Consider the following 20,311-nt stretch of genomic DNA (forward strand, 5'->3'; position numbering starts at 1 on the left):
TCAGACCGGGAGAACCAGGAACAGGAGACCGGCGAGCAGGCCGCCGACCAGCGGTCCGACCACCGGCACCCAGGCGTAGCCCCACTCGGCGCTGCCCTTGTCGCGGATGGGCAGGATCGCGTAGGCGATGCGCGGGCCCAGGTCGCGGGCCGGGTTGATGGCGTAACCGGTCGGCCCGCCGAGCGAGGCGCCGATGCCGATGACGACGAACGCGACACCGGCGTAGCCGAGGGCCGAGTTGCCCAGCTGCGGCACGCCGTCCGCCGCCTCCTTCGCGGCCGGGCTCAGCAGCACCCAGGCGACCAGCACGAACGTGCCGATGACCTCGGTGACGACGTTCCAGCCGGCCTTGGGGATGGTCGGGCCGGTGCAGAAGATGCCGCGCGTGCCCGCCGGGTCGTCGTGGGCGTCGAACTGCGCCTTGTAGGCCAGCCAGGCGAGCACGGCGCCGAGGAACGCGCCGACCAGCTGACCGGCGATGTAGACGGGTACCTGGTCCCACGGGGTCTTGTCCGCGACGGCCAGGCCCAACGTCACCGCGGGGTTGAGGTGAGCGCCGCTCGGCGCGGCGATGCTGGCGCCCGCGAAGACCGCGAAACCCCAGCCGATGTTGATCAGGAGCCAGCCACCGGCGTTGCCCAACGTGTCCTTCAGGACGACGTTGGCGACGACACCCGCGCCCAGAAGGATCAGGATCCCGGTGCCCAGCAGTTCCCACACGAAGATCGAGCCACTGCTCACTCGCCGACCTCCTCGCCTTGACAGGAGGCAGCACGGTCCGGGTCCGGCGGCGCTGCCCACCCCACAATGGGGCTTGACGCTAGTTCCGACCTGATCAGTTGTCCACGGGTGGCGTACCAGCGGGTAACGTGGTCGAGTCAAGTCCTGGTCGAGCATCAGGGAGGCGTTCGTGGTCATGCGTCAGCAGCACCCCGCCACCGCAGGCCGGCTGGGACCGCTCGAACGCTCGCAGTCCTGGGAGCGGCTGGGCGCCGAGACGTTCGACCTGGTGATCATCGGTGGTGGAGTGGTCGGCGTCGGCTCCGCCCTGGACGCCGCGACCCGTGGTCTGCGCGTGGCCCTGGTCGAGGCGCGCGACCTGGCCTCCGGCACCTCGAGCCGCTCGTCCAAGCTCTTCCACGGCGGCCTGCGCTACCTGGAACAACTGGAGTTCGGGCTCGTCCGCGAGGCACTGCGGGAACGCGAACTGATGCTGACCCGCCTCGCACCCCACCTCGTCAAGCCGGTCGCGTTCCTCTACCCCCTCACCCACCGGGGCTGGGAACGCCCGTACACCGCCGCCGGCCTGCTCATGTACGACACGATGGGCGGCGCGCGCTCCGTACCGGGCCAGAAGCACCTGACCAAAGCGGGCGCCCTCCGCCTCGTGCCCGCCCTGAAGCCCTCCGCCCTCGTCGGTGGCATCCGCTACTACGACGCCCAGGCCGACGACGCCCGGCACACCATGATGGTCGGCCGCACCGCGGCCCACTACGGCGCCGTCGTCCGCACGTCCACCCAGGTCGTCGGCTTCCTCCGCGAGGCGGACCGCGTCTCCGGCGTGCGCGTGCGCGACGTCGAGGACGGCCGCGAGACCTCCATCCGCGCCCACGCCGTGATCAACGCGACCGGCGTCTGGACCGACGAGCTGCAACGCCTCTCCGGCAGCCGGGGCCGCTTCCGGGTCCGCGCGTCCAAGGGCGTCCACATCGTCGTCCCCCGCGACCGGATCGTCTCCGAATCAGGCCTGATCCTCCGCACGGAGAAGTCGGTCCTCTTCGTGATCCCCTGGCGGAACCACTGGATCGTGGGAACGACCGACACGGACTGGAACCTCGACCTCGCCCACCCCGCCGCCACCCGGTCGGACATCGACTACATCCTCGACCACGTCAACGAAGTGCTGGCGACCCCACTGACCCACGACGACATCGAAGGCGTCTACGCGGGCCTGCGCCCACTGCTGGCCGGCGAGAGCGAATCCACCTCGAAGCTCTCCCGCGAACACGCCGTCGCCCGCGTCGCACCGGGCCTGGTCGCCATCGCCGGCGGCAAGTACACGACGTATCGGGTCATGGGCGCCGACGCCGTGGACGCCGCCTCCGTCGACCTCCCCGGCCGGATCCAACCGTCGATCACCGACAAAGTTCCCCTGATCGGGGCCGACGGCTACCACGCCCTGGTGAACCAGGCCGACCAACTGGCCACCCGCTACGGCCTGCACCCCTACCGCGTCCGCCACCTGCTGGACCGCTACGGCTCCCTCGTCCACGAAGTCCTGGAGTCGGCGAACGCGGAACTGCTGAAGCCGGTACCGGGCGCGCCGGACTACCTGCAGGTAGAGGTGGTGTACGCGGCTTCGCACGAGGGGGCACTGCACCTCGAAGACGTCCTGACCCGCCGCACCAGGATCTCCATCGAGTACCCCCACCGAGGCGTCGAGTGCGCCCTACCGGTCGCGCGGCTGATAGCCGCCGTCCACGGCTGGGACGACGCCATGGTCGACCACGAAGTCTCCGTCTACACCGCCCGCGTGGACGCCGAACGAGCCTCCCAGGCCGAACCGGACGACCAAGCCGCCGACGCCGTCCGCTCCTCCGCCCCGGAAGCCCGCCCGGAAATCATCGAACCGGTCAGCTGAGCCGCCCTCACGTCCACTGGCACGCCCTTCCCTCTGCCCTTCCGCCCCTACGCCAACGCCGCCAACGCCGCGTGCACCATCACGCGCACACCCACCAGCAGAGCCCGTTCATCCAGGTCGAACCCGGGCTGGTGCAGGTCCTTCTGCTTCCCGACCCCGTCCCACACACCCAACCGGGCGAACGACCCGGGCACGTGCTCCAGGTACCACCCGAAGTCCTCACCACCGGACGACTGCTCGGTCCCGGCCAGCGCGTCCTCGCCCAACGCCGCCTCGACCCCGGCCCTCAGCAACATGGTGCTTTCCCGGTCGTTCACCACGGGCGGCACGCCGCGCCGGTGGTGCAGGTCGAACCCGACGCCGGTCGGCGCCAGCAGCGCACCCACCAGCTCCTTGATCAACGGCTCCAGCTCGGCCCAGATGTCCCGGTCACCGGTCCGCAGCGTGCCCCGCAGCACACCGTCCTGGGGCACCGCGTTGGGCGCCTCACCGGCGTGCACCGCGCCCCACACCAGCACCGTCCCCGAACGGGGGTCCACCCGCCGCGACAGCAACCCGGGCAGCCCCGTGATCACAGTCCCCAGCGCGTGCACCAAGTCCGCCGTCAGGTGCGGCCGCGAGGTGTGCCCACCCGGCGACGTCAGCCGCAGCTCCAGCATGTCGCTGGCCGAGGTGATCGCACCGATCCGCGTCCCGATCCGCCCGACCTCCAGCCGCGGGTCGCAGTGCAGGCCGAAGATCCGCTCCACGCCGTCCAGGCCGCCCGCCGCGAGCACGTCCAGCGCACCGCCCGGCATGACCTCCTCCGCCGGCTGGAACACCAACCTCACCCGTCCGGGCAGCTCAGTGGCCGACGCCAGCGCCAGCGCCGCGCCCAACAGCACGGTGGTGTGGGCGTCGTGCCCGCACGCGTGCGCCACGCCGTCCACTGTGGACGAGTACGGGGCTCCGGTGTTCTCCGGCAGGGGCAGCGCGTCGATGTCCGCGCGCAACGCCACGCACCGCGGCCCGGAGCCGACGTCGCACACCAGGCCCGTCCCACCGGGCAGGATGCGCGGCTTGAGCCCGGCGGAACGCAGCACGTCCGCGATCAGCTCGGTGGTGGCGAACTCGTGCCGGGACAGCTCGGGGTGCGCGTGGAGGTGCCGGCGCCAGGCGACGACCTCGGAGGCGTTCGCCGCCAGCCAGTCGTCCAGCCACGAGGGTCCGCGACCCTCACCGGGATCATCCACAGGGGCAATGCTGACCCCACGATCGGTCAACAGCACCTCGGCACCCTCCTCCGGTAGACGCGAGTCCAGGACCGTCATGCCACACCCGCCAGCAGTCGAGAGCGCTGCGCACCGTCGGTGGCAGCGGAAATTGTGGTCCAGGCGAGGGCGAGTGCCCCGTCGAGCACGGCTCGGTCGGCCGAGGCCGAGGCACAGGCGGTCGCGAACTCGATTTGGTGGTTCACCGCGTCTCCGCAGTCGATGGCGATGGTCGGGTGGATGGCCGGCAGCGCACGGGTGACGTTGCCCATGTCGGTGCTGCCGATCTTCTCCTTGAGCTCCTGCTCGGGGCTCAACGGATGCCTGCCCAGCTCGATCGCGGCACGCCGGTAGGCCTCCGCGAGCCAGGGGTCCGGGGTCAGCTCGGCGTACACCGGGGAGACCTTCACGACCTCGTGGGTGCAGCCGGTGGCGACGGCGCCCGCCTCGAAGCAGCGGTTGATCCGCTCCTCCAGCCGGCGCAGCGAGTCGAGGTCGTCGGCACGCAGGTCGAACATCGCCGACGTGCGGGCGGGCACGATGTTGGGCACGGCGCCACCGCGGGTGACGATGCCGCTGACCATCTGGCCCGGCTCCAGGTGCTGCCGGGCGAGCCCGATGGCGACCTGGGCGACGGTGATCGCGTCGGCGGCGTTCACCCCGAGGTGGGGCGCGGCGGCGGCGTGCGACGGCTTGCCGGTGTAGTGGACCTCGACGTCGGTGATGGCCAGCGATCGCGCGGCCACCGCCTCGTAGGGGGCTGGGTGCACCATCATCGACAACGCCACGTCGTCGAATACCCCGCGTTCGAGCATCAGCACCTTGCCGCCGCCGACCTCTTCGGCCGGGGTGCCGATCACCCGGACGGTGAGGCCCAGTTCGTCGGCCAGGTCACGCAGCGCGAGGGCCGCGCCGGTCGACGCCGCGGCGATGACGTTGTGCCCGCACGCGTGGCCGATCTCGGGCAGCGCGTCGTACTCCGCGCACAGCCCGAGCACCAACTCGCCGGAGCCGAACGACGCCGTGAACGCCGTCTCCAGGTCCGCGACACCGCGTTCGACCTCGAAGCCCTCGGCGGCGAGCAGGTCGGCGACCTTGGCGGCGCTGCGGTGCTCGGCGAACGCCTGCTCGGGCTCGGCGTGGATGCTGCGCGAGAGGCCTACCAGCGCATTCGAGTACCGCTCGACGGCCGAGCGTGTGCTCATCTTGAAGTCGGTACTCATTTGCGTCCATCCTGCATCACGGTCCGGCGGGCACGTCGCAACCCTGGTTGATCAACCGGCAACCGGTCGCGGGGCTGCGCCAAGCGGTGCTCGATTTTCGGTCAGACCGATCACACCCGCGCGAAGGCCGTTCACATTCGCCCGGGCCATGCGCGCGTCATGCTAGGAGAAGGCCTCACGCCACCCAGCGCTTTTCCCACCAAGTGGGAATCACTTGGCTTTGCGCCCGGCCTTCCACTTCGACCACCGCTTCTTGTTACGCCAGTAGACGAGGGCGAACAACAGCACCGCGATACCACCGATCCACAACTTTCTGCGGGTTTCGGCGCTCGACGCGGGCGCGGGCTCCTGGGGCGCGTCGATCGTGGGGCCGGGCGGCACGGTGCCGCCGGGCTCGATCGTGCCCCCCGGCGCCAGGGTCTCCGTGGGCTGGGCCGCGAAGTGCGGCGACGTCGTCACGGCCGCCCCTGTGCCGGCCACGGCGAACACACCGGCCAGCGCTAACAGGCACACCGCGAACAAAGATCGCCACATGGTCGCCAAGCCTAGCTACCGCCTTCCGTGGTTACCACTGTCAGTGGTCAGCCAAACCGGGTTCCGCTCACGTGCTGTGAGCGAACCTCACGCGTCCTCACCCTCGCCGGACCGGAACGCGGCCAGGATCCTCTCGGCGGCCAGCGTGGCCGTCAACCGCCCCTCCCGCACCTGCCGCTCCACCTCGGGCACGACCGACCGCACCGCCGCCGCCGAGCGCAGGCTCGCGAGCAGCTGGTCGTTCACCATCGCCCACGTCCAGTCCACCTGCTGCCGACGACGCCGCTCGGCCAGCTCACCGGCCGCCTCCAGCACCTCCCGGTGCCTGGTCACCTGCTCCCACACCACGTCGAGCCCCGACCCGTCCAGCCCGCTGCACGTCAGCACGGGCGGGTGCCACAACGCGTCGGCCGGGCGCAGCAGCCGCAACGCGCCCGCCAGCTCCCGCGCGGCCTTGCGGGCGTCCATCTCGTGCGGTCCGTCTGCCTTGTTGACCGCGATCACGTCGGCCAGCTCCAGCACGCCCTTCTTGATGCCCTGGAGCTGGTCACCGGTCCGCGCGAGGGTCAGGAACAGCGAGCAGTCCGTCATGTTCGCCACCGCGACCTCGGACTGGCCGACGCCGACCGTCTCGACCAGCACAACGTCGTAGCCCGCGGCCTCGACGAGCACGATCGACTCACGCGTCGCCTTGGCCACGCCGCCGAGCGTGCCCGAGGTCGGCGACGGTCGGATGAACGCCGCCGGGTCGACCGCGAGCCGGGCCATCCGGGTCTTGTCGCCCAGGATCGAGCCGCCGGTGCGGGTGGACGACGGGTCGACCGCCAGCACGGCCACCCGGTGCCCGCGCCCGGTCAGCATCGAGCCGAACGCGTCGATGAACGTCGACTTGCCCACGCCGGGCACGCCGGTGATGCCGACGCGGTGCGCGTTGCCCGCGTGCGGCAGCAGTTCGACCAGCAGCTCCTGGGCCGCCGCGCGGTGGTCCGGGCGGGTCGACTCGACCAGCGTGATGGCCCGCGCCAACGTGCCGCGGTTGCCGGCCAGCACGCCCTTGGCGTACTCGCCGACGTCGACCGGCTTAGCCATCTCGTCCCGGCAGGTCGGCGTGGCCGAGCTGCTCGGCGAGCTTGCGCAGCAGGTCACCGGCCGCGTCCGCGATCACCGTGCCGGGCGGGAAGATCGCCGCCGCACCCGCCTCGCGCAACGCGTCGAAGTCCTGCGGCGGGATCACGCCACCGACCACGATCATGATGTCCTCGCGGCCCATCTCCGCCAGCGCCGACCGCAGCGCGGGCACCAACGTGAGGTGACCGGCGGCCAGCGACGACACCCCGACGATGTGCACGTCGGCCTCCACGGCCTGGCGCGCGACCTCGTCCGGGGTCTGGAACAGCGGGCCGACGTCCACGTCGAAGCCGAGGTCGGCGAACGCGGTCGCGATCACCTTCTGGCCGCGGTCGTGCCCGTCCTGTCCCATCTTGGCGACCAGGATGCGCGGCCGGCGCCCTTCGGCTTCCGCGAACGCCTCCACGACCTCGCGCGTGGCCTCCACGTTGGACACGGACCCGGCCTCCTCCCGGTAAACCCCGGTGATCGTGCGGATCTGCGCGGAGTGCCGGCCCCACACCTTGCCCAGCGCCTCGGAGATCTCGCCGACCGTCGCCTTGGCCCGCGCCGCCGCGATCGCCAGCTCCAGCAGGTTGCCGTCCGAGTCCGCCGCCCGCGTCAGCGCGGCCAACGCCGAGTCCACACCGGACTGATCGCGTTCGGCCCGCAACCGCTCCAGCTTCGCGAGCTGCTGCGCGCGCACCCCGGCGTTGTCGACCTTGAGCACGTCGATCTTCTCGTCGACCTCGACCTGGTACTTGTTCACGCCGATCACCGGCTGCCGCCCGGAGTCGATGCGGGCCTGGGTGCGGGCCGCGGCCTCCTCGATGCGCAGCTTCGGGATGCCCGCGTCGATGGCCTGCGCCATCCCGCCCGCGGCCTCGACCTCGGTGATGTGCGACCACGCGCGGTGCGCCAGGTCGTGCGTGAGGCGTTCGACGAACGCGCTGCCGCCCCACGGGTCGATCACCCGCGTGGTGCCTGACTCCTGCTGGAGCAGCAGCTGGGTGTTGCGGGCGATGCGCGCGGAGAAGTCCGTGGGCAGCGCCAGCGCCTCGTCCAACGCGTTGGTGTGCAACGACTGCGTGTGCCCCTGCGTGGCGGCCATCGCCTCGACGCACGTGCGGGCGACGTTGTTGAACACGTCCTGCGCGGTGAGCGACCAGCCGGAGGTCTGGCAGTGCGTGCGCAGCGACAGCGACTTCGGGTTCTTCGCGTCGAAGCCCTTCACCAGCTTCGCCCACAGCAGCCGGGCCGCGCGCAGCTTGGCGACCTCCATGAAGAAGTTCATGCCGATCGCCCAGAAGAACGACAGCCGCGGCGCGAACGCGTCGATGTCCAGGCCCGCGTCCCGGCCCGCCCGCAGGTACTCCACGCCGTCCGCCAGCGTGTAGGCCAGCTCCAGGTCGGCCGTCGCGCCCGCTTCCTGCATGTGGTAGCCGGAGATCGAGATCGAGTTGAACTTCGGCATCCGCTGCGAGGTGAACGCGAAGATGTCGGAGATGATCCGCATCGACGGCCGCGGCGGGTAGATGTAGGTGTTGCGGACCATGAACTCCTTGAGGATGTCGTTCTGGATGGTCCCGGCCAGCTGCTCCGGCGCCACCCCCTGCTCCTCGGCCGCCACCACGTAGAGCGCCAGGATCGGCAGCACCGCGCCGTTCATGGTCATCGACACGCTCATCTTGTCCAGCGGGATTCCGTCGAACAGCTGGCGCATGTCGTAGATCGAGTCGATCGCCACGCCCGCCATGCCGACGTCACCGGCCACGCGCGGGTGGTCGGAGTCGTAGCCGCGGTGGGTGGCCAGGTCGAACGCGACGGAGAGCCCCTTCTGGCCGGCCGCGAGGTTGCGGCGGTAGAAGGCGTTGGACTCCTCGGCGGTGGAGAACCCGGCGTACTGCCGGATCGTCCACGGCTGGTTGACGTACATCGTCGGGTACGGGCCGCGCAGGAACGGCGCGATGCCCGGGTAGGTGCCCAGGAAGTCGAGGCCTTCGGTGTCGGCGGCCGTGTAGACGGGTTTGACGCCGATGCCCTCGGGCGTCTCCCACGTCAACGCGTCCGCGCCCTTGCCGGTCGCCTCCTGCAGCGCGGCGTGCCACTGCGCGGCGTCGGCGGCGGTGCCGGGCTCGCCCAGGTCGACGTCGGCGAAGTTCGGGATCATCGCTGGACTCCAAGGGCGTCGAACGTGTGCTCCAGCACTTCCAGCGCCGGGCAGCCGGTGAACACGTACTCGTCGATCGCGGCTTCGGACTTCTTGCCCGCCAACAACACCCGCTCCGCGCCGGCCTCGCGCAGGGCCTGCGCCACCGGTGCGGCCAGCTCGGCGTAGCTGCTCTCGCTGCCGCACACGCACGCGATCCGGGCACCGCTCTCGCGGAACTTCGCGACCACGTCCTCGACCGTCTTGGTGGGACCGGCGTTCGGCGTCTCGATACCGCCCGCCTGGAACAGGTTCGCCGCGAACGTGGCCCGCGCGGTGTGCGCGGCGACCGGGCCGAGCGTGGCGAGGAAGACCTTGGGCCTCTCGGCCGCCGCATCCGCCGCGTCCCGCAACGCCTCGAAGTCCTGGGCGTACCGGACGCGCGGCAACGCCCGCCCTCGACCGACCGGAATCGTCGTACCCCTCTGGGACAATGAATCCAGGGGACCCCCTGGCGGGGACGCCTGCGCAGCACGGGCGACGAGGCCTTCGCTCGGCTGGCCCGAGGCGGCGAGACTTTCGCCTGGCCGGTCCGGGGCCGCCGACCGAGAGATCGGCTGCTCGTCGGGGTACGGCGGCCGGACTACCGGTTGCTCGGCCAGGTTCGGGAACTCGCTCACGCCCGTGATCGCGTCGGACCGGTCGGCCAGGTTCGCCCGGCGCCGGGCCCACGTGTCCGCGATCTGGTCGGCGACCAGGTCGAACGCCTTCGGCAACCCACCCGCGGCCTCGATCTCGCGGAACCACGCCCACGCGGCGCGCGCGAGGTCGTCGGTGAGCCGTTCCACGTACCAGGAGCCGCCCGCCGGGTCGATCACGCCGGCCAGCTTCGACTCCTCCAGCAGCAGCGACTGGGTGTTGCGGGCGATGCGCCGGGAGAAGTCGTCGGACAGGCCGATCGCGTGGTCGAACGGCAGCACGGTCACCGCGTCCGCACCGCCCAGACCCGCGCCGAAGCACGCCACGGTGGTGCGCAGCATGTTCACCCACGGGTCGCGGCGGGTCATCATCGCGGGCGACGTGACCGCGTGCTGCGCCTGCGGGCTCGGCGCGCCGGCGACCTCGGTGACCCGCGCCCAGAGCCGCCGCGCGGCCCGGAACTTCGCGATGGTGAGGAACTGGTCGGCGGTCGCCGCGTACCGGAACTCCAGCAGCCGCACAGCGTGCGCGACGTCCAACCCGGCCTCGGTCAGGTGCCGCAGGTACGCCACCCCGGCCGCCAGCGACGCGCCCAACTCCTCCGCGTCCGACCCGCCCGCCTCGTGGAACGGCAGGCCGTCCACCACCACAAGGCGCAGTTCGGGGAACTCGCGGGCCTTGCCGAGCAGGTCGGTCAGCGCCGCCAGGTCAGCGGGCTGCCCCGTGCGCGCCTGGACGCCCAACGGGTCCGCGCCCACGTTGCCCCGGACCTCGCCGGCCAGCACCGGCCGCTGGTCCCAGACCCGCAGCATGGCGCGACCGGCGGCGAGGAAGTCCGCGCCCGCGTCGACGATCACCGGCGCGAGGTCCAGGTAGACGTCGGCCAGCACGTCGTCGTAGGACGCCGGGTCGAGACCCTTGAGCCACAGCGACGTGACGCCGTTCTCCAGGTCGGCCATCACCGCCTCGCGGTCGGCGACCCGGTGCTGCTGGCGGACGTCCCAGCCCTCGACCGCGCCCTGCGGCCTGCTGCCGCGCGTGAACGGGGCCAGGCCGGGGAAACCGGCGTCCGGCGCCCGTTCGGCAGCCGTGTAGAGCGGCTGCACGTCGATGTTGTCGTAGGTGGTGGTGATCAGCGACCCGAAGTCCGCACCCGACTTGCGCAGCACGCCCTGGACCAGGTCCAGCCACTGCTCGCGGTCAGGGGTGGGGAACTCGGCGGCCAGCGCCAACTCGCCTGACGGCTCCATCATGCTCCGGAGTGTTACTCACCAGTAGTACGACGGCTATGTGAGGTTCACCGCCGTGAACGATGCAGACGCCAGTCTTCCACGCTGGGGGATGATGGCGCAGTGGACGAAGACCACCCGGTTACCGGGCCGGACCGGCTGATCGCCGGGCGTTACCGCCTGCGGCACGTCCTGGGACGTGGCTCGATGGGCACCGTCTGGGCCGCGCACGACGAAGTCCTGCGACGCGACGTCGCGGTGAAGGAGATCCTCCGCCCGGAGGGCACGCCGGACGACGAAGCCGAGGTGCTGCGGGAACGGACGTTGCGGGAAGCGCGGTCGGCGGCGGCGCTCGCGCACCCGAACCTGGTGACGCTGTACGACGTGGTGCGGGCCGACGGCGACCCGTACGTGGTGATGGAGCTGGTGCCGTCGTCGTCGCTGGCGGAGGTGGTGCGGCAGCGCGGGCCGTTGACCGACGTGCAGGGCGCCGTCGTGGCCGATGCCGTGGCCGCGGCGCTGGAGGCCGCGCACCGGGCCGGGATCACGCACCGGGACGTGAAGCCGGGCAACGTGCTGGTCGCGGACGACGGCCGGGTGAAGCTGACCGACTTCGGCATCGCCCGCAACGTCGCCGAGGCCACCCTGACCAGCCGCGGGATCACGCTGGGCACGCCCGCGTTCATCGCGCCCGAGGTGGCGGCCGGTGGGGCGGTGTCGTTCGCGGCGGACCAGTGGTCGTTGGGCGCGACGCTGTTCGCGGCGATGACCGGGCAGCAACCGTACGAAGGCGCGAACGTGCTCCAGACGATCAACCAGGTCGTGCACGGTGACGTGCCGTCCGCGGCGGGGTGCGGCGCTTTGGAGGCGGTCGTCGCGGGGCTGATGGTGAAGGAGCCGGAGGGGCGGATCGGGTTGGCCGAGGTGCGGCGGCTGGTGCGGCCGCTGCTGCCCGAGCCGGGGACCGACGTGTTCCCGGTGACGTCGGACACCCGCCCGGTGGTGGAGGTCGTGCGGCCACCCCTGGTCAAGCCGCCGATCGCGCCCGACACGCCGTTGGCGTCCGACCCGGGGCCGCTGCCGTTCGTCCTGGCGGATCCGCCGACGCGTGAGCTGACCCGCCGCCCGGGGTTGACGGCGCTGGTGGCGTTGTCCGCGGTGGTGCTGTTCGCGATCGGCAGCGTGTCCGGCTTCGCGTTGACCAGGACCGTCGCGGGCGCCTCCCTGCTGCCGCCGCCGACCCCGTCCACCCCGTCCGTGCCCGCGATCACGGAGACGCCGTCCCTGCTGCCGACCACGGCGTCGGCCGCGTCCGCGAACGGCGAGCAGGGCGCCGAGTTCACCATCGAGGTCGGGCCGGACTGGACCAGCTTCCTGGAGCAGCGGGCGAACGACGGGCTGGTGCCGAGCACCGTGGTGCACCTGGTCGCGCCGAACGGCTGGTACGAGGTGACGGTGCAGCGGTTCCCGGACTACTACGACCGCAACACGGTCAAGGACTACCTGCAGCACGTGCGGTCCCGGTGGGCGAAGGGCCAGTACTTCGGCGAGGCCTTCGAACCGACCGACGACCTGCCACCGGGCGGCCGTGAAGCGGCTCGCCAGTACAGCTACCGGACCGTCGAACGGGCCACCGACCTGGCTCGCGGCACCGTCCCCCCAGGCCCTGACCTGCGCCGCAGCCGCTACTCCCGCATCCTGCCGAGGGGCAACGACCTGTGGGTGGTCGAGGTCGTGGTGCCGACCGAGCAGGAGGAGGCGGGCCGGAGCCGGCTGTTCGACACCATCGCGCCGACGTTCAGGGTGACGGATTAGCCGGCCCGGCGGCACTGCGGGCAACGGTGGCAGGCGGCTATTAGGCTCGCGGCCGTGACCGGTATTGATGAGAAGACCGCCCCTGAGGCCCTGGCCACCGACGCGGCCAAGGCGTTGGCCGAGCGGACCGGGGTGGACAGGCACGACATCGCCGTCGTCCTCGGGTCGGGGTGGCGCCCGGCGGCCGACCTGATCGGCGAGGCCGTGGCCGAGGTGCCCATGGGCGAGTTGCCCGGGTTCGAGGCGCCCACCGCCGTCGGGCACGGCGGGACGGTGCGGTCGGTGCGCGTCGCCGACAAGAACGTGCTGGTCATGCTCGGCCGGACGCACGGGTACGAGGGCAAGGGCGTGGCCAAGGTCGTGCACGGCGTGCGCACGGCGGCGGCCGCGGGCGTCGGCACGGTCGTGCTGACCAACGCAGCGGGCGGGCTGCGGCAGGGCATGGCGGTCGGCCAGCCCGTGCTGATCAGCGACCACCTGAACCTGACCGCGTCGTCGCCGCTGGTGGGCGCGCGGTTCGTGGACCTCACCGACCTGTACTCGCCGCGGCTGCGCGACCTCGCCCGGGAGATCGACCCGTCGTTGGAGGAAGGCGTCTACGCGGGCCTGCCCGGACCGCACTTCGAGACGCCCGCCGAGATCCGGATGCTGCGCACGATGGGTGCGGACCTGGTCGGCATGTCCACCGTGCTGGAGGCCATCGCGGCCCGCGCGGAAGGCGTGGAGGTGTTCGGCCTGTCGCTGGTGACGAACCTCGCCGCGGGCATCACCGGTGAGCCGCTCAACCACGAAGAGGTGCTGGAGGCGGGCCAGGCGGCGGCCAGCCGGATGGGCGCGTTGCTGCGCGAGCTGGTCACCCGGGCAGAGCCGGCGGCCAGGGCATGAGCCTGAGCCCCGCCCTGCGCGACGCCGCGTTCCGCTGGATCGCCGACGACCCCGACCCGGACACGCGCCTGGAGCTGCAGACCGTGCTGGCGCGGGCGATGGGCGGTGACGCCGCCGCGGCCGACGAGCTGGCCGACCGGATGGCCGGTCCGCTGACGTTCGGCACGGCGGGGTTGCGCGGTCCGGTGCGGGCCGGGCCGAACGGGATGAACCGGGCCGTGGTCATCCGCACCACGGCCGGGCTCGCCGCGTGGCTCAAGGCCAACGGGCACGTCGGCACGGTGTTCGTGGGTCGGGACGCGCGGCACGGGTCGGAGGACTTCGCGACCGCGGCGGCCGGTGTGCTGGCGGGTGCGGGATTCACCGTGCGGGTGCTGCCGGGGCCGCTGCCGACGCCGGTCCTGGCGTTCCTGGTCAAGCGGCACGACGCGGTGGCGGGCGTGCAGATCACCGCGTCGCACAACCCGCCCGCGGACAACGGCTACAAGCTGTACCTCAAGGGCGGCGGGCAGATCGTGCCGCCGGAGGACCGCGAGATCGAGGCGGCGATCCGGGGCGTGCCCGCAGCCGTGTCGGTGCCGCGGTCGGACGACTACCTGCCGGTGTCGGACGCCGAGGTGGACGAGTACCTGGAACGGGTCGCGTCACTGCCCCGCGGCACGGCGCGTGACCTGCGGGTGGCGTTGACCCCGATGCACGGCGTCGGCGGCGCGACGGCGGTGGAGGCGTTGCGGCGGGCCGGGTTCACCGACGTGCGGGTGGTGCGCGAGCAGGCCGTGCCGGACCCGGCGTTCCCGACCGTGGCGTTCCCGAACCCGGAGGAGCCGGGTGCGGCGGACCGGCTGCTGGAGCTGGCGGCGGCCGAGGACGCCGACCTGGCCATCGCGCTGGACCCGGACGCGGACCGGTGCGCGCTGGGCGTGCGCGAGCGGGACGGGTCGTGGCGGATGCTGCGCGGTGACGAGACCGGTGTGCTGCTCGGCTCGCTGGTCCTGTCCACCACGGACAGTGCGGATCCGTTGGTGGCCACCACGATCGTGTCGTCGTCGTTGCTGAAGTCGATCGCGGCGGCGCACGGCGCGCGGTACGCGGAGACGTTGACCGGGTTCAAGTGGCTGGTGCGCGCGGGCGACGGGTTGGTGTTCGCGTACGAGGAGGCGTTGGGCAACTGCGTCGACCCCGCGCACGTCAACGACAAGGACGGCATCTCGGCGGCCGTGGTGGCGTGCGACCTGGCGGCCGGGTTGAAGGCGTCGGGCCGGACCCTGCTGGACGCGCTGGACCAGCTCGCCGTCGACCACGGCCTGCACCTGACCGACCAGGTGTCGCTGCGGTTCACCGACCTGAGCCGGATCGGTGCGCTGATGGCGCGGCTGCGGGCGCAGCCGCCGGGGGGTTTCGCGTTCGAGGACCTGCTGCCCGGGGCCGACGTGGTCCGGCTCACCCGCGAAGGCGTGCGGGTGGTCGTGCGGCCGTCCGGGACCGAGCCGAAGCTGAAGGCGTACCTGGAGGTCGTGGAACCGGTGTCCGACGACCTGCCGGCGGCCCGTGACCGTGCTCGGGCGCGGTTGGCCGAACTGCGGGCTCAGGTGTCCGAGCTGCTCACGCCCTAGCGGTCACGACGCCAGGGCCAGCAGCAGGCACAGCACGGCGACGACGAGCGAACCGCCCGCCACCAGGTACGGACGCCGGGTCGGCGGACTCACCGGGCGCGACCGGCCCTGCGTGAACGCGGCCAGCGAGATCCGGCCGGAGATGTAGCTGGTCGTGCACAGCGCGACGCCGGTCGCGAGGATCATCGTGTTGACGTCCCACGGGCTGTGGTCGACCCCCGGCCACAGGGCGATGAAGACCAGCGGCAGGCCGATCAGCCCGACCCCGATGCCGACCCCCGCACCCCAGGTGATCCGCCGGTTCCGCTTCATCGTGGCGATGCTGCGAGTTTCCATGACTCCCTCCCGTGTCACTACTACTGAGGACGCGCGACGGCCCCGCGGGTTCCCGCGCGACGTCATCACTGGGGTTGGGTGCCATGTTAGTGCCGCGACCGGCAACCTTCGCCTCGTCTTCCGCCGGTCGCGGCACTGTCGAGCGGTTGCCGTGCCGTGCCGGTCGCGGCAACCTTGGCCGCGTGCCCCGCCTGCTGATCGTGCACCACACGCCGTCGCCCGCCATGCAGGAGCTGTTCGAGGCCGTGCTGGAGGGCGCGACCGACCCGGACATCGAGGACGTCGAGGTGGTCCGCCGCCCCGCCCTGTCCGCGACCGCGTCGGACGTGCTGGAAGCTGACGGCTACCTGCTCGGCACGCCCGCCAACATCGGGTACATCAGCGGCGCGTTGAAGCACTTCTTCGACACCATCTACTACCCGTGCCTGGACGCCACGCGCGGTCGGCCGTTCGGGGCGTACGTGCACGGCAACCTGGGCACGGAGGGTGCGGTGAAGGCGTTGCGGGACATCACGGCCGGGTTGAAGTGGCGGCCTGTGGTGGAGACGTTGTCCCTCGCCGGTGCGCCGGACGGTGACGCCCGGGAGCGGTGCCGGGAGTTGGGCGCCACCGTCGCGGCCACGTTGATGCCCTAGCGGCCCAGGGTGGGCATGACCTCGGTCGGGTAGCGGGTGCCGGCCACCGCGTCGGGCGGCACGGCCGCCGCGATCCGGGACAGCTGCTCGTCGGTCAGCTCCAGGTCGGCCGCGGCGGCGTTCTCCTCCAGGTACTTCACCCGCTTGGTGCCGGGGATCGGTACCGCACCCTGGTGGTGCACCCACGCCAGCGCGATCTGGGCCGCCGTCACGTCGTGCTCCCGCGCCACCTGGCGCAGCGACTCGACCAGCGCGAGGTTGCGGGCCAGGTTCTCCTCGGCGAACCGCGGCTGGCCGGCCAGCCGGAAGTCGCCGGGCGCGAAGTCGTCCTTCGACGTGTACTTGCCGGTCAGGAACCCGCGGCCCAGCGGCGAGTACGCGACGACGCCGATGCCCAGCTCACGGCACGTCGGCACGACCTCCGCCTCGATGTCGCGCGACCACAGCGACCACTCGGTCTGCACGGCCGCGACCGGGTGCACGGCGTGCGCCCGCCGGATCGTCTCCGCGCCCGCTTCGGACAGGCCCAGGTAGCGGACCTTGCCCTCGGCGACCAGCTCGGCCATCGCGCCGACGGTCTCCTCGATCGGCACGTCCGGGTCGACGCGGTGCTGGTAGTACAGGTCGATGTGGTCGGTCCGCAGCCGCCGCAGCGACGCCTCGGCGGCTTGCTTGACGTACTCCGGGTCACCGCGCAGGCCCCACTCGGACCGCGGCTGCCCCGGCTCGCGGACGATGGCGAACTTCGTCGCCAGCACGACCTCGTCCCGGCGGCCCTCGACGGCCCGCCCGACCAGCTCCTCGTTGGTGAACGGCCCGTACATGTCGGCGGTGTCGAGCAACGTGACGCCCAGGTCCAGGGCGCGGTGGATGGTCGCCGTGGACCCGGCGTCGTCGCCCGGGCCGTAGAAGTCGCTCATCCCCATGCAGCCCAGACCCTGCGCGCTCACCTCGAGCGCGCCCAACCGGCGCTTCTCCACGGTCGTCCTCCCTACTTGTTCGAGAGCTTCAGGAACTCCGCCGGGTACCGCTCGCCCGCGACGGCGGGTGCGGCGGCCTCGATCGCGCGGAGCTCCTCGGCGCCGAGTTCGAGCGAGGCGGCGGCGACGTTCTCCTCCAGGTACTTCACCCGCTTGGTACCCGGGATGGGGACGACGTGCTCGCCCTGGTGGTGCACCCAGGCCAGGGCCAGCTGACCGGGCGTGACGCCGCGTTCGGCGGCGAGTGCGCGCAACGCGTCCACGATGGCGGTGTTGCGGGCGAAGTTGTCCTCGGCGAACCGGGGCAGGTTGCGGCGCATGTCGTCCTCGGCCAGGTCGGCGACGGACGTGACGCGACCGGTGAGGAAACCGCGGCCGAGCGGCGAGAACGGCACGATGCCGATGCCCAGCTCACGGCACGTCGGCGCGATCTCGGCCTCGATGTCGCGCGTCCACAGCGACCACTCGCTCTGCAGCGCGCTGATCGGGTGCACGGCGTGTGCGCGGCGGATCGTCGCGGCGCCCGCCTCCGACAGGCCCAGGTAGCGGACCTTGCCCTCGGCGACCAGCTCGGCCATCGCGCCGACGGTCTCCTCGATCGGCACGTCCGGGTCGACGCGGTGCTGGTAGTACAGGTCGATGTGGTCCACGCCGAGCCGCCGCAACGACGCCTCGACCGCCTGCTTGACGTACGCCGCGTCCCCGCGCGGCTTGCGGTCGGGGTCGGCGAGCCCGAACTTGGTCGCGACCACCACCTCGTCGCGCCGCCCCCTGATCGCCCGGCCCACCAGCTCCTCGTTGGCGCCCACGCCGCTGACGTCGGCGGGTGCGCCGGGACGCGTGGCCCCGCCGTACACGTCCGCCGTGTCCAGCAGCGTGACACCGAGGTCCAGCGCCCGGTGGATGGTGGCGATCGACTCGGCCTCGTCGCCGACGCCGTAGGACTGGCTCATGCCCATGCAGCCCAGGCCCTGGTTGCCGACCCGGAGTTCGCCCAACGACCTCACGCCGTGATCCCCTCGATGAAGGTGTGCTCGATCTGCTCGTAGTGCGTGATCTTGTAGTCGAGCACTTCCAGGCACGACTGCAGCTCGGCGATGCGCGCGCGGACCGACGCCCGGTGCTCGTACAGCATCTGCTTGCGCCTGCCCGCCGTGGCCGCGCCGAGGTGCCTGAGCTGCGCGTACTCGCGCATCATGCGGATGGGCATGCCGGTGGTGCGCAGGCGGGTCAGGAAGACCAGCCAGCCCAGGTCGTCGTCGCTGTAGGTGCGCCGCCCGCCGGAGTCCCGGGCGGGCGGGTCGACCAGGCCGATCCGCTCGTAGTAGCGCAGGGTGTCGATCGACAACCCACTGCGCTCGGCCGCTTGGGCGATCGAGTAAGTCACGGTGTCGACCGTAGGAGCTGGAGTGCACTCCAGGTCAACCCGTTTCGCGTTCAGTCGTCCTTGGGCAGGCCCCAGGCCTCCAGGTGGGCGGCCATGCCGGCGACGTCGATCTGCTCCCGGCCCAGCGCACGCACCAGGTCGAGGGCTTCGTCCTCCTCCGCGTCGATCCACCAGCCGTTGATGTCGCACAACGTCACGGCGGCGACCCAGCCCAGCCGCCAGTTGCCCTCGGCCAACGGGCGCGTGCGGACGATGGAGTCGAGCAACGCGGAAGCTTTCAGCCAGAGCGTGTCGTAGGCCTCGACCCCCAGCACTGTGGCCCGGGGGCGGTGGGCTGCGGAGTCGAGGAGACCTAAGTCGCGCACGACCAGATCCCCGCCGGTGACGGCGGTCGCCAGCACGAGCAAGTCGCCGGCGTCGAGGTAGTTGACCACTGCTTGACGCGCTCCCTGTCCCGAGGGGCTGGGACTCCGGCGCGGCCACGCCGCCTCCGGGACGCCTGCAGCGCCACCACCCACCCCCTCAGGTCCGTATCGCCTCCCCGCCCAGCGGGCGGCGAGGATGTTGTCGGCCGCGTTGTGCACCGAAGCGCAACCTGGACGCAGCCCGATCTTCAACGGCGCACCATACCGGTGCGCTCCGGACCGCCGTGGCCGTTCACAGAGGTAGAAAAGTGAACGACCGGGCGTGCGGCGGTTGAGCTGCATGGATTGATCGTATCGAACATATGTTCGAACGGCGAGGGCGCGACGATGCGTTCACCCGAAGGTGCGGCGTCGTGGTCGGTGAGTAGTCGGCCGGTCGCCCAGAGGTACGGATTCCCGCAATCCGGACAGGCCGCGTCGGCGTCGGATCGGGCTTGGACTCGGCCTTCGAGCCCGTGGGATCAGGCTCGGGTCACGCGGAGCCGAGGCGGTCGAGCAGGCCCCGGTACTTGGGGAGCACGCGCCCGAGGACCTCGGACAACTGCTCTTCCTTCTGCAACCTGGCCCACCGCTCGGCCAAGGCCAAGCGCACGACCTCCTGCTTCGAACGGCCCTCGGCGGCGGCGAGTTCGTCGAGCCGCCGGTTCTCCTCGTCGCTCAGACGCAGAGTCATCGCCATGGAGAATGACGGTACCAACTTGATACCACGATGGCCAGACCGCGAATTATAACGGTGTTGCGATACGATGTCCCGGTGCCACGACCGAAGACACACGACGAAGCGCTCCGCGGCCGGCTGCTCGAGCGGGCGGGCGAACTGCTGTCCACCGAAGGCCCCGGCGCACTGAGCTTGCGCAGGCTCGCGGCGGATGTCAACACCTCGACCACGGCCGTGTACTCGTTGTTCGGCGGCAAGCCCGCGCTGCTGAACGCCGTGTACGAGGAGGCGTTCCGCCGATTCGGTGAACGGATCGCGAGCGTGCCGCAGACCGACGACCCGGTGGAGGACCTGGTCCAGATCGGCTTGGCATACCGGGCGAGCGCGCTCGCGGACCCGCAGTTCTACCTGGTGATGTTCAGCAAGGTGGTGCCGAACTTCGAGCCGTCCGAGGAGACGAAGGAAGCGGCCAACCAGACGTTCCTGCCGGTCGTGCGGGACGTCGGGCGCGCGGTCGAGTGCGGGGTGTTCACGCCCGAGCCGCCCGAGCGGATCGCGTTGGCGATGTGGGGCATGGTGCACGGCCTGGTGAGCCTGGAGCTCAACGGCAACCTGCCGCCGGGCGTCGAGATCGCCTCCGTCTACGAGCGCGCGCTGCGTGCGCACGCGGACGGTTGGCGCAACGCGTGAAGGTGGGCACGACGTGAAGGTGGGGCCCGGGGAGGTGGCCGCCGCGAAACCTCCC

Annotated in this window: 19 protein-coding genes; 6 read left to right on the forward strand and 13 right to left on the reverse strand. The window is 71.7% G+C overall.

Annotation, left to right across the window (positions count from 1 at the left end):
- The gene (locus B0I31_RS18515; RefSeq protein ID WP_106616654.1) at nt 1–741 is read right to left on the reverse strand and encodes an MIP/aquaporin family protein; all 741 of its coding nucleotides are present in this window, start codon (nt 739–741) and stop codon (nt 1–3) included.
- A gap of 175 nt (nt 742–916) precedes the next feature.
- Between B0I31_RS18515 and B0I31_RS18520 the strand changes: the two genes are divergently transcribed.
- Complete coding sequence (locus tag B0I31_RS18520) at nt 917–2,641, forward strand: glycerol-3-phosphate dehydrogenase/oxidase (protein WP_106616655.1); 1,725 nt, start codon at nt 917–919, stop codon at nt 2,639–2,641.
- Nucleotides 2,642–2,688: 47 nt separating this feature from the next.
- Here B0I31_RS18520 and B0I31_RS18525 read toward each other — a convergent pair whose 3' ends face one another.
- The 6 genes from B0I31_RS18525 to B0I31_RS18550 form a co-directional block, all read right to left on the reverse strand.
- Nucleotides 2,689–3,951 carry an amidohydrolase gene (locus B0I31_RS18525; protein WP_106616656.1) on the reverse strand — a complete coding sequence of 421 codons (1,263 nt, stop codon included), beginning with the start codon at nt 3,949–3,951 and terminating at the stop codon, nt 2,689–2,691.
- Entirely contained in the window at nt 3,948–5,114 is a 1,167-nt protein-coding gene (locus B0I31_RS18530; RefSeq protein WP_106616657.1) for a M20 family metallopeptidase, read from the reverse strand. Before B0I31_RS18530 ends, B0I31_RS18525 begins: the two co-directional genes overlap by 4 nt.
- Nucleotides 5,115–5,324: 210 nt before the next feature.
- A complete protein-coding gene (locus B0I31_RS18535) occupies nt 5,325–5,648 on the reverse strand; it encodes a hypothetical protein (protein WP_146173884.1) in 324 nt (107 codons plus the stop codon).
- A gap of 87 nt (nt 5,649–5,735) precedes the next feature.
- The gene (gene meaB / locus B0I31_RS18540) at nt 5,736–6,737 is read right to left on the reverse strand and encodes a methylmalonyl Co-A mutase-associated GTPase MeaB (protein ID WP_106616659.1); all 1,002 of its coding nucleotides are present in this window, start codon (nt 6,735–6,737) and stop codon (nt 5,736–5,738) included.
- Nucleotides 6,730–8,925 (reverse strand): methylmalonyl-CoA mutase, encoded by a 2,196-nt coding sequence (gene scpA / locus B0I31_RS18545; RefSeq protein WP_106616660.1) that lies wholly within the window; start codon nt 8,923–8,925, stop codon nt 6,730–6,732. The genes meaB and scpA overlap by 8 nt, the downstream gene beginning before the upstream one ends.
- Nucleotides 8,922–10,853, reverse strand: coding sequence for a methylmalonyl-CoA mutase family protein (locus tag B0I31_RS18550; RefSeq protein ID WP_106616661.1), 1,932 nt, complete (start codon nt 10,851–10,853; stop codon nt 8,922–8,924). The genes scpA and B0I31_RS18550 overlap by 4 nt, the downstream gene beginning before the upstream one ends.
- Before the next feature lie 102 nt (nt 10,854–10,955).
- Here B0I31_RS18550 and B0I31_RS18555 point away from each other — a divergent pair, with 102 nt between their 5' ends.
- Genes B0I31_RS18555 through B0I31_RS18565 form a run of 3 tightly spaced genes read left to right on the forward strand, consistent with a single transcriptional unit; the run spans nt 10,956 to nt 15,145 of the window.
- Nucleotides 10,956–12,647: a serine/threonine-protein kinase gene (locus tag B0I31_RS18555; protein WP_245950070.1), complete on the forward strand. Its 1,692-nt coding sequence runs from the start codon at nt 10,956–10,958 to the stop codon at nt 12,645–12,647.
- Nucleotides 12,648–12,701: 54 nt separating this feature from the next.
- Nucleotides 12,702–13,532: a purine-nucleoside phosphorylase gene (locus B0I31_RS18560; protein ID WP_425444372.1), complete on the forward strand. Its 831-nt coding sequence runs from the start codon at nt 12,702–12,704 to the stop codon at nt 13,530–13,532.
- On the forward strand, nt 13,529–15,145 hold the full coding sequence (locus B0I31_RS18565; RefSeq protein ID WP_106616662.1) for a phospho-sugar mutase: 1,617 nt from the start codon (nt 13,529–13,531) through the stop codon (nt 15,143–15,145). Before B0I31_RS18560 ends, B0I31_RS18565 begins: the two co-directional genes overlap by 4 nt.
- Before the next feature lie 3 nt (nt 15,146–15,148).
- Here the strand turns inward: B0I31_RS18565 and B0I31_RS18570 are convergent, their stop codons facing one another.
- Nucleotides 15,149–15,481, reverse strand: coding sequence for a hypothetical protein (locus B0I31_RS18570; protein WP_073885740.1), 333 nt, complete (start codon nt 15,479–15,481; stop codon nt 15,149–15,151).
- A 182-nt stretch (nt 15,482–15,663) separates the two neighbouring features.
- On the opposite strand from B0I31_RS18570, the gene B0I31_RS18575 reads away from it, so the two are divergent.
- Nucleotides 15,664–16,116: a flavodoxin family protein gene (locus tag B0I31_RS18575; protein WP_106616663.1), complete on the forward strand. Its 453-nt coding sequence runs from the start codon at nt 15,664–15,666 to the stop codon at nt 16,114–16,116.
- Here the strand turns inward: B0I31_RS18575 and B0I31_RS18580 are convergent.
- The 5 genes from B0I31_RS18580 to B0I31_RS18600 all read right to left on the reverse strand — a co-directional run bounded on the left by B0I31_RS18580 (nt 16,113) and on the right by B0I31_RS18600 (nt 19,581).
- Nucleotides 16,113–17,042: an aldo/keto reductase gene (locus B0I31_RS18580; protein ID WP_106617032.1), complete on the reverse strand. Its 930-nt coding sequence runs from the start codon at nt 17,040–17,042 to the stop codon at nt 16,113–16,115. The genes B0I31_RS18575 and B0I31_RS18580 overlap by 4 nt on opposite strands.
- A gap of 65 nt (nt 17,043–17,107) precedes the next feature.
- Nucleotides 17,108–18,055: an aldo/keto reductase gene (locus B0I31_RS18585; protein ID WP_106617033.1), complete on the reverse strand. Its 948-nt coding sequence runs from the start codon at nt 18,053–18,055 to the stop codon at nt 17,108–17,110.
- Between the two features lie 44 nt (nt 18,056–18,099).
- Complete coding sequence (locus B0I31_RS18590) at nt 18,100–18,483, reverse strand: MerR family transcriptional regulator (RefSeq protein WP_106616664.1); 384 nt, start codon at nt 18,481–18,483, stop codon at nt 18,100–18,102.
- 50 nt (nt 18,484–18,533) lie between these two features.
- Nucleotides 18,534–18,917, reverse strand: a complete 384-nt coding sequence (locus B0I31_RS18595) for a type II toxin-antitoxin system death-on-curing family toxin (protein WP_106616665.1) — start codon at nt 18,915–18,917, stop codon at nt 18,534–18,536.
- A 463-nt stretch (nt 18,918–19,380) separates the two neighbouring features.
- The gene (locus tag B0I31_RS18600; RefSeq protein ID WP_233824133.1) at nt 19,381–19,581 is read right to left on the reverse strand and encodes a type II toxin-antitoxin system VapB family antitoxin; all 201 of its coding nucleotides are present in this window, start codon (nt 19,579–19,581) and stop codon (nt 19,381–19,383) included.
- A gap of 81 nt (nt 19,582–19,662) precedes the next feature.
- On the opposite strand from B0I31_RS18600, the gene B0I31_RS18605 reads away from it, so the two are divergent.
- Nucleotides 19,663–20,256, forward strand: a complete 594-nt coding sequence (locus tag B0I31_RS18605; RefSeq protein ID WP_106616666.1) for a TetR/AcrR family transcriptional regulator — start codon at nt 19,663–19,665, stop codon at nt 20,254–20,256.
- Nucleotides 20,257–20,311 lie beyond the last annotated feature (55 nt).

Source organism: Saccharothrix carnea (assembly GCF_003014735.1).
Lineage (GTDB): Bacteria > Actinomycetota > Actinomycetes > Mycobacteriales > Pseudonocardiaceae > Actinosynnema > Actinosynnema carneum.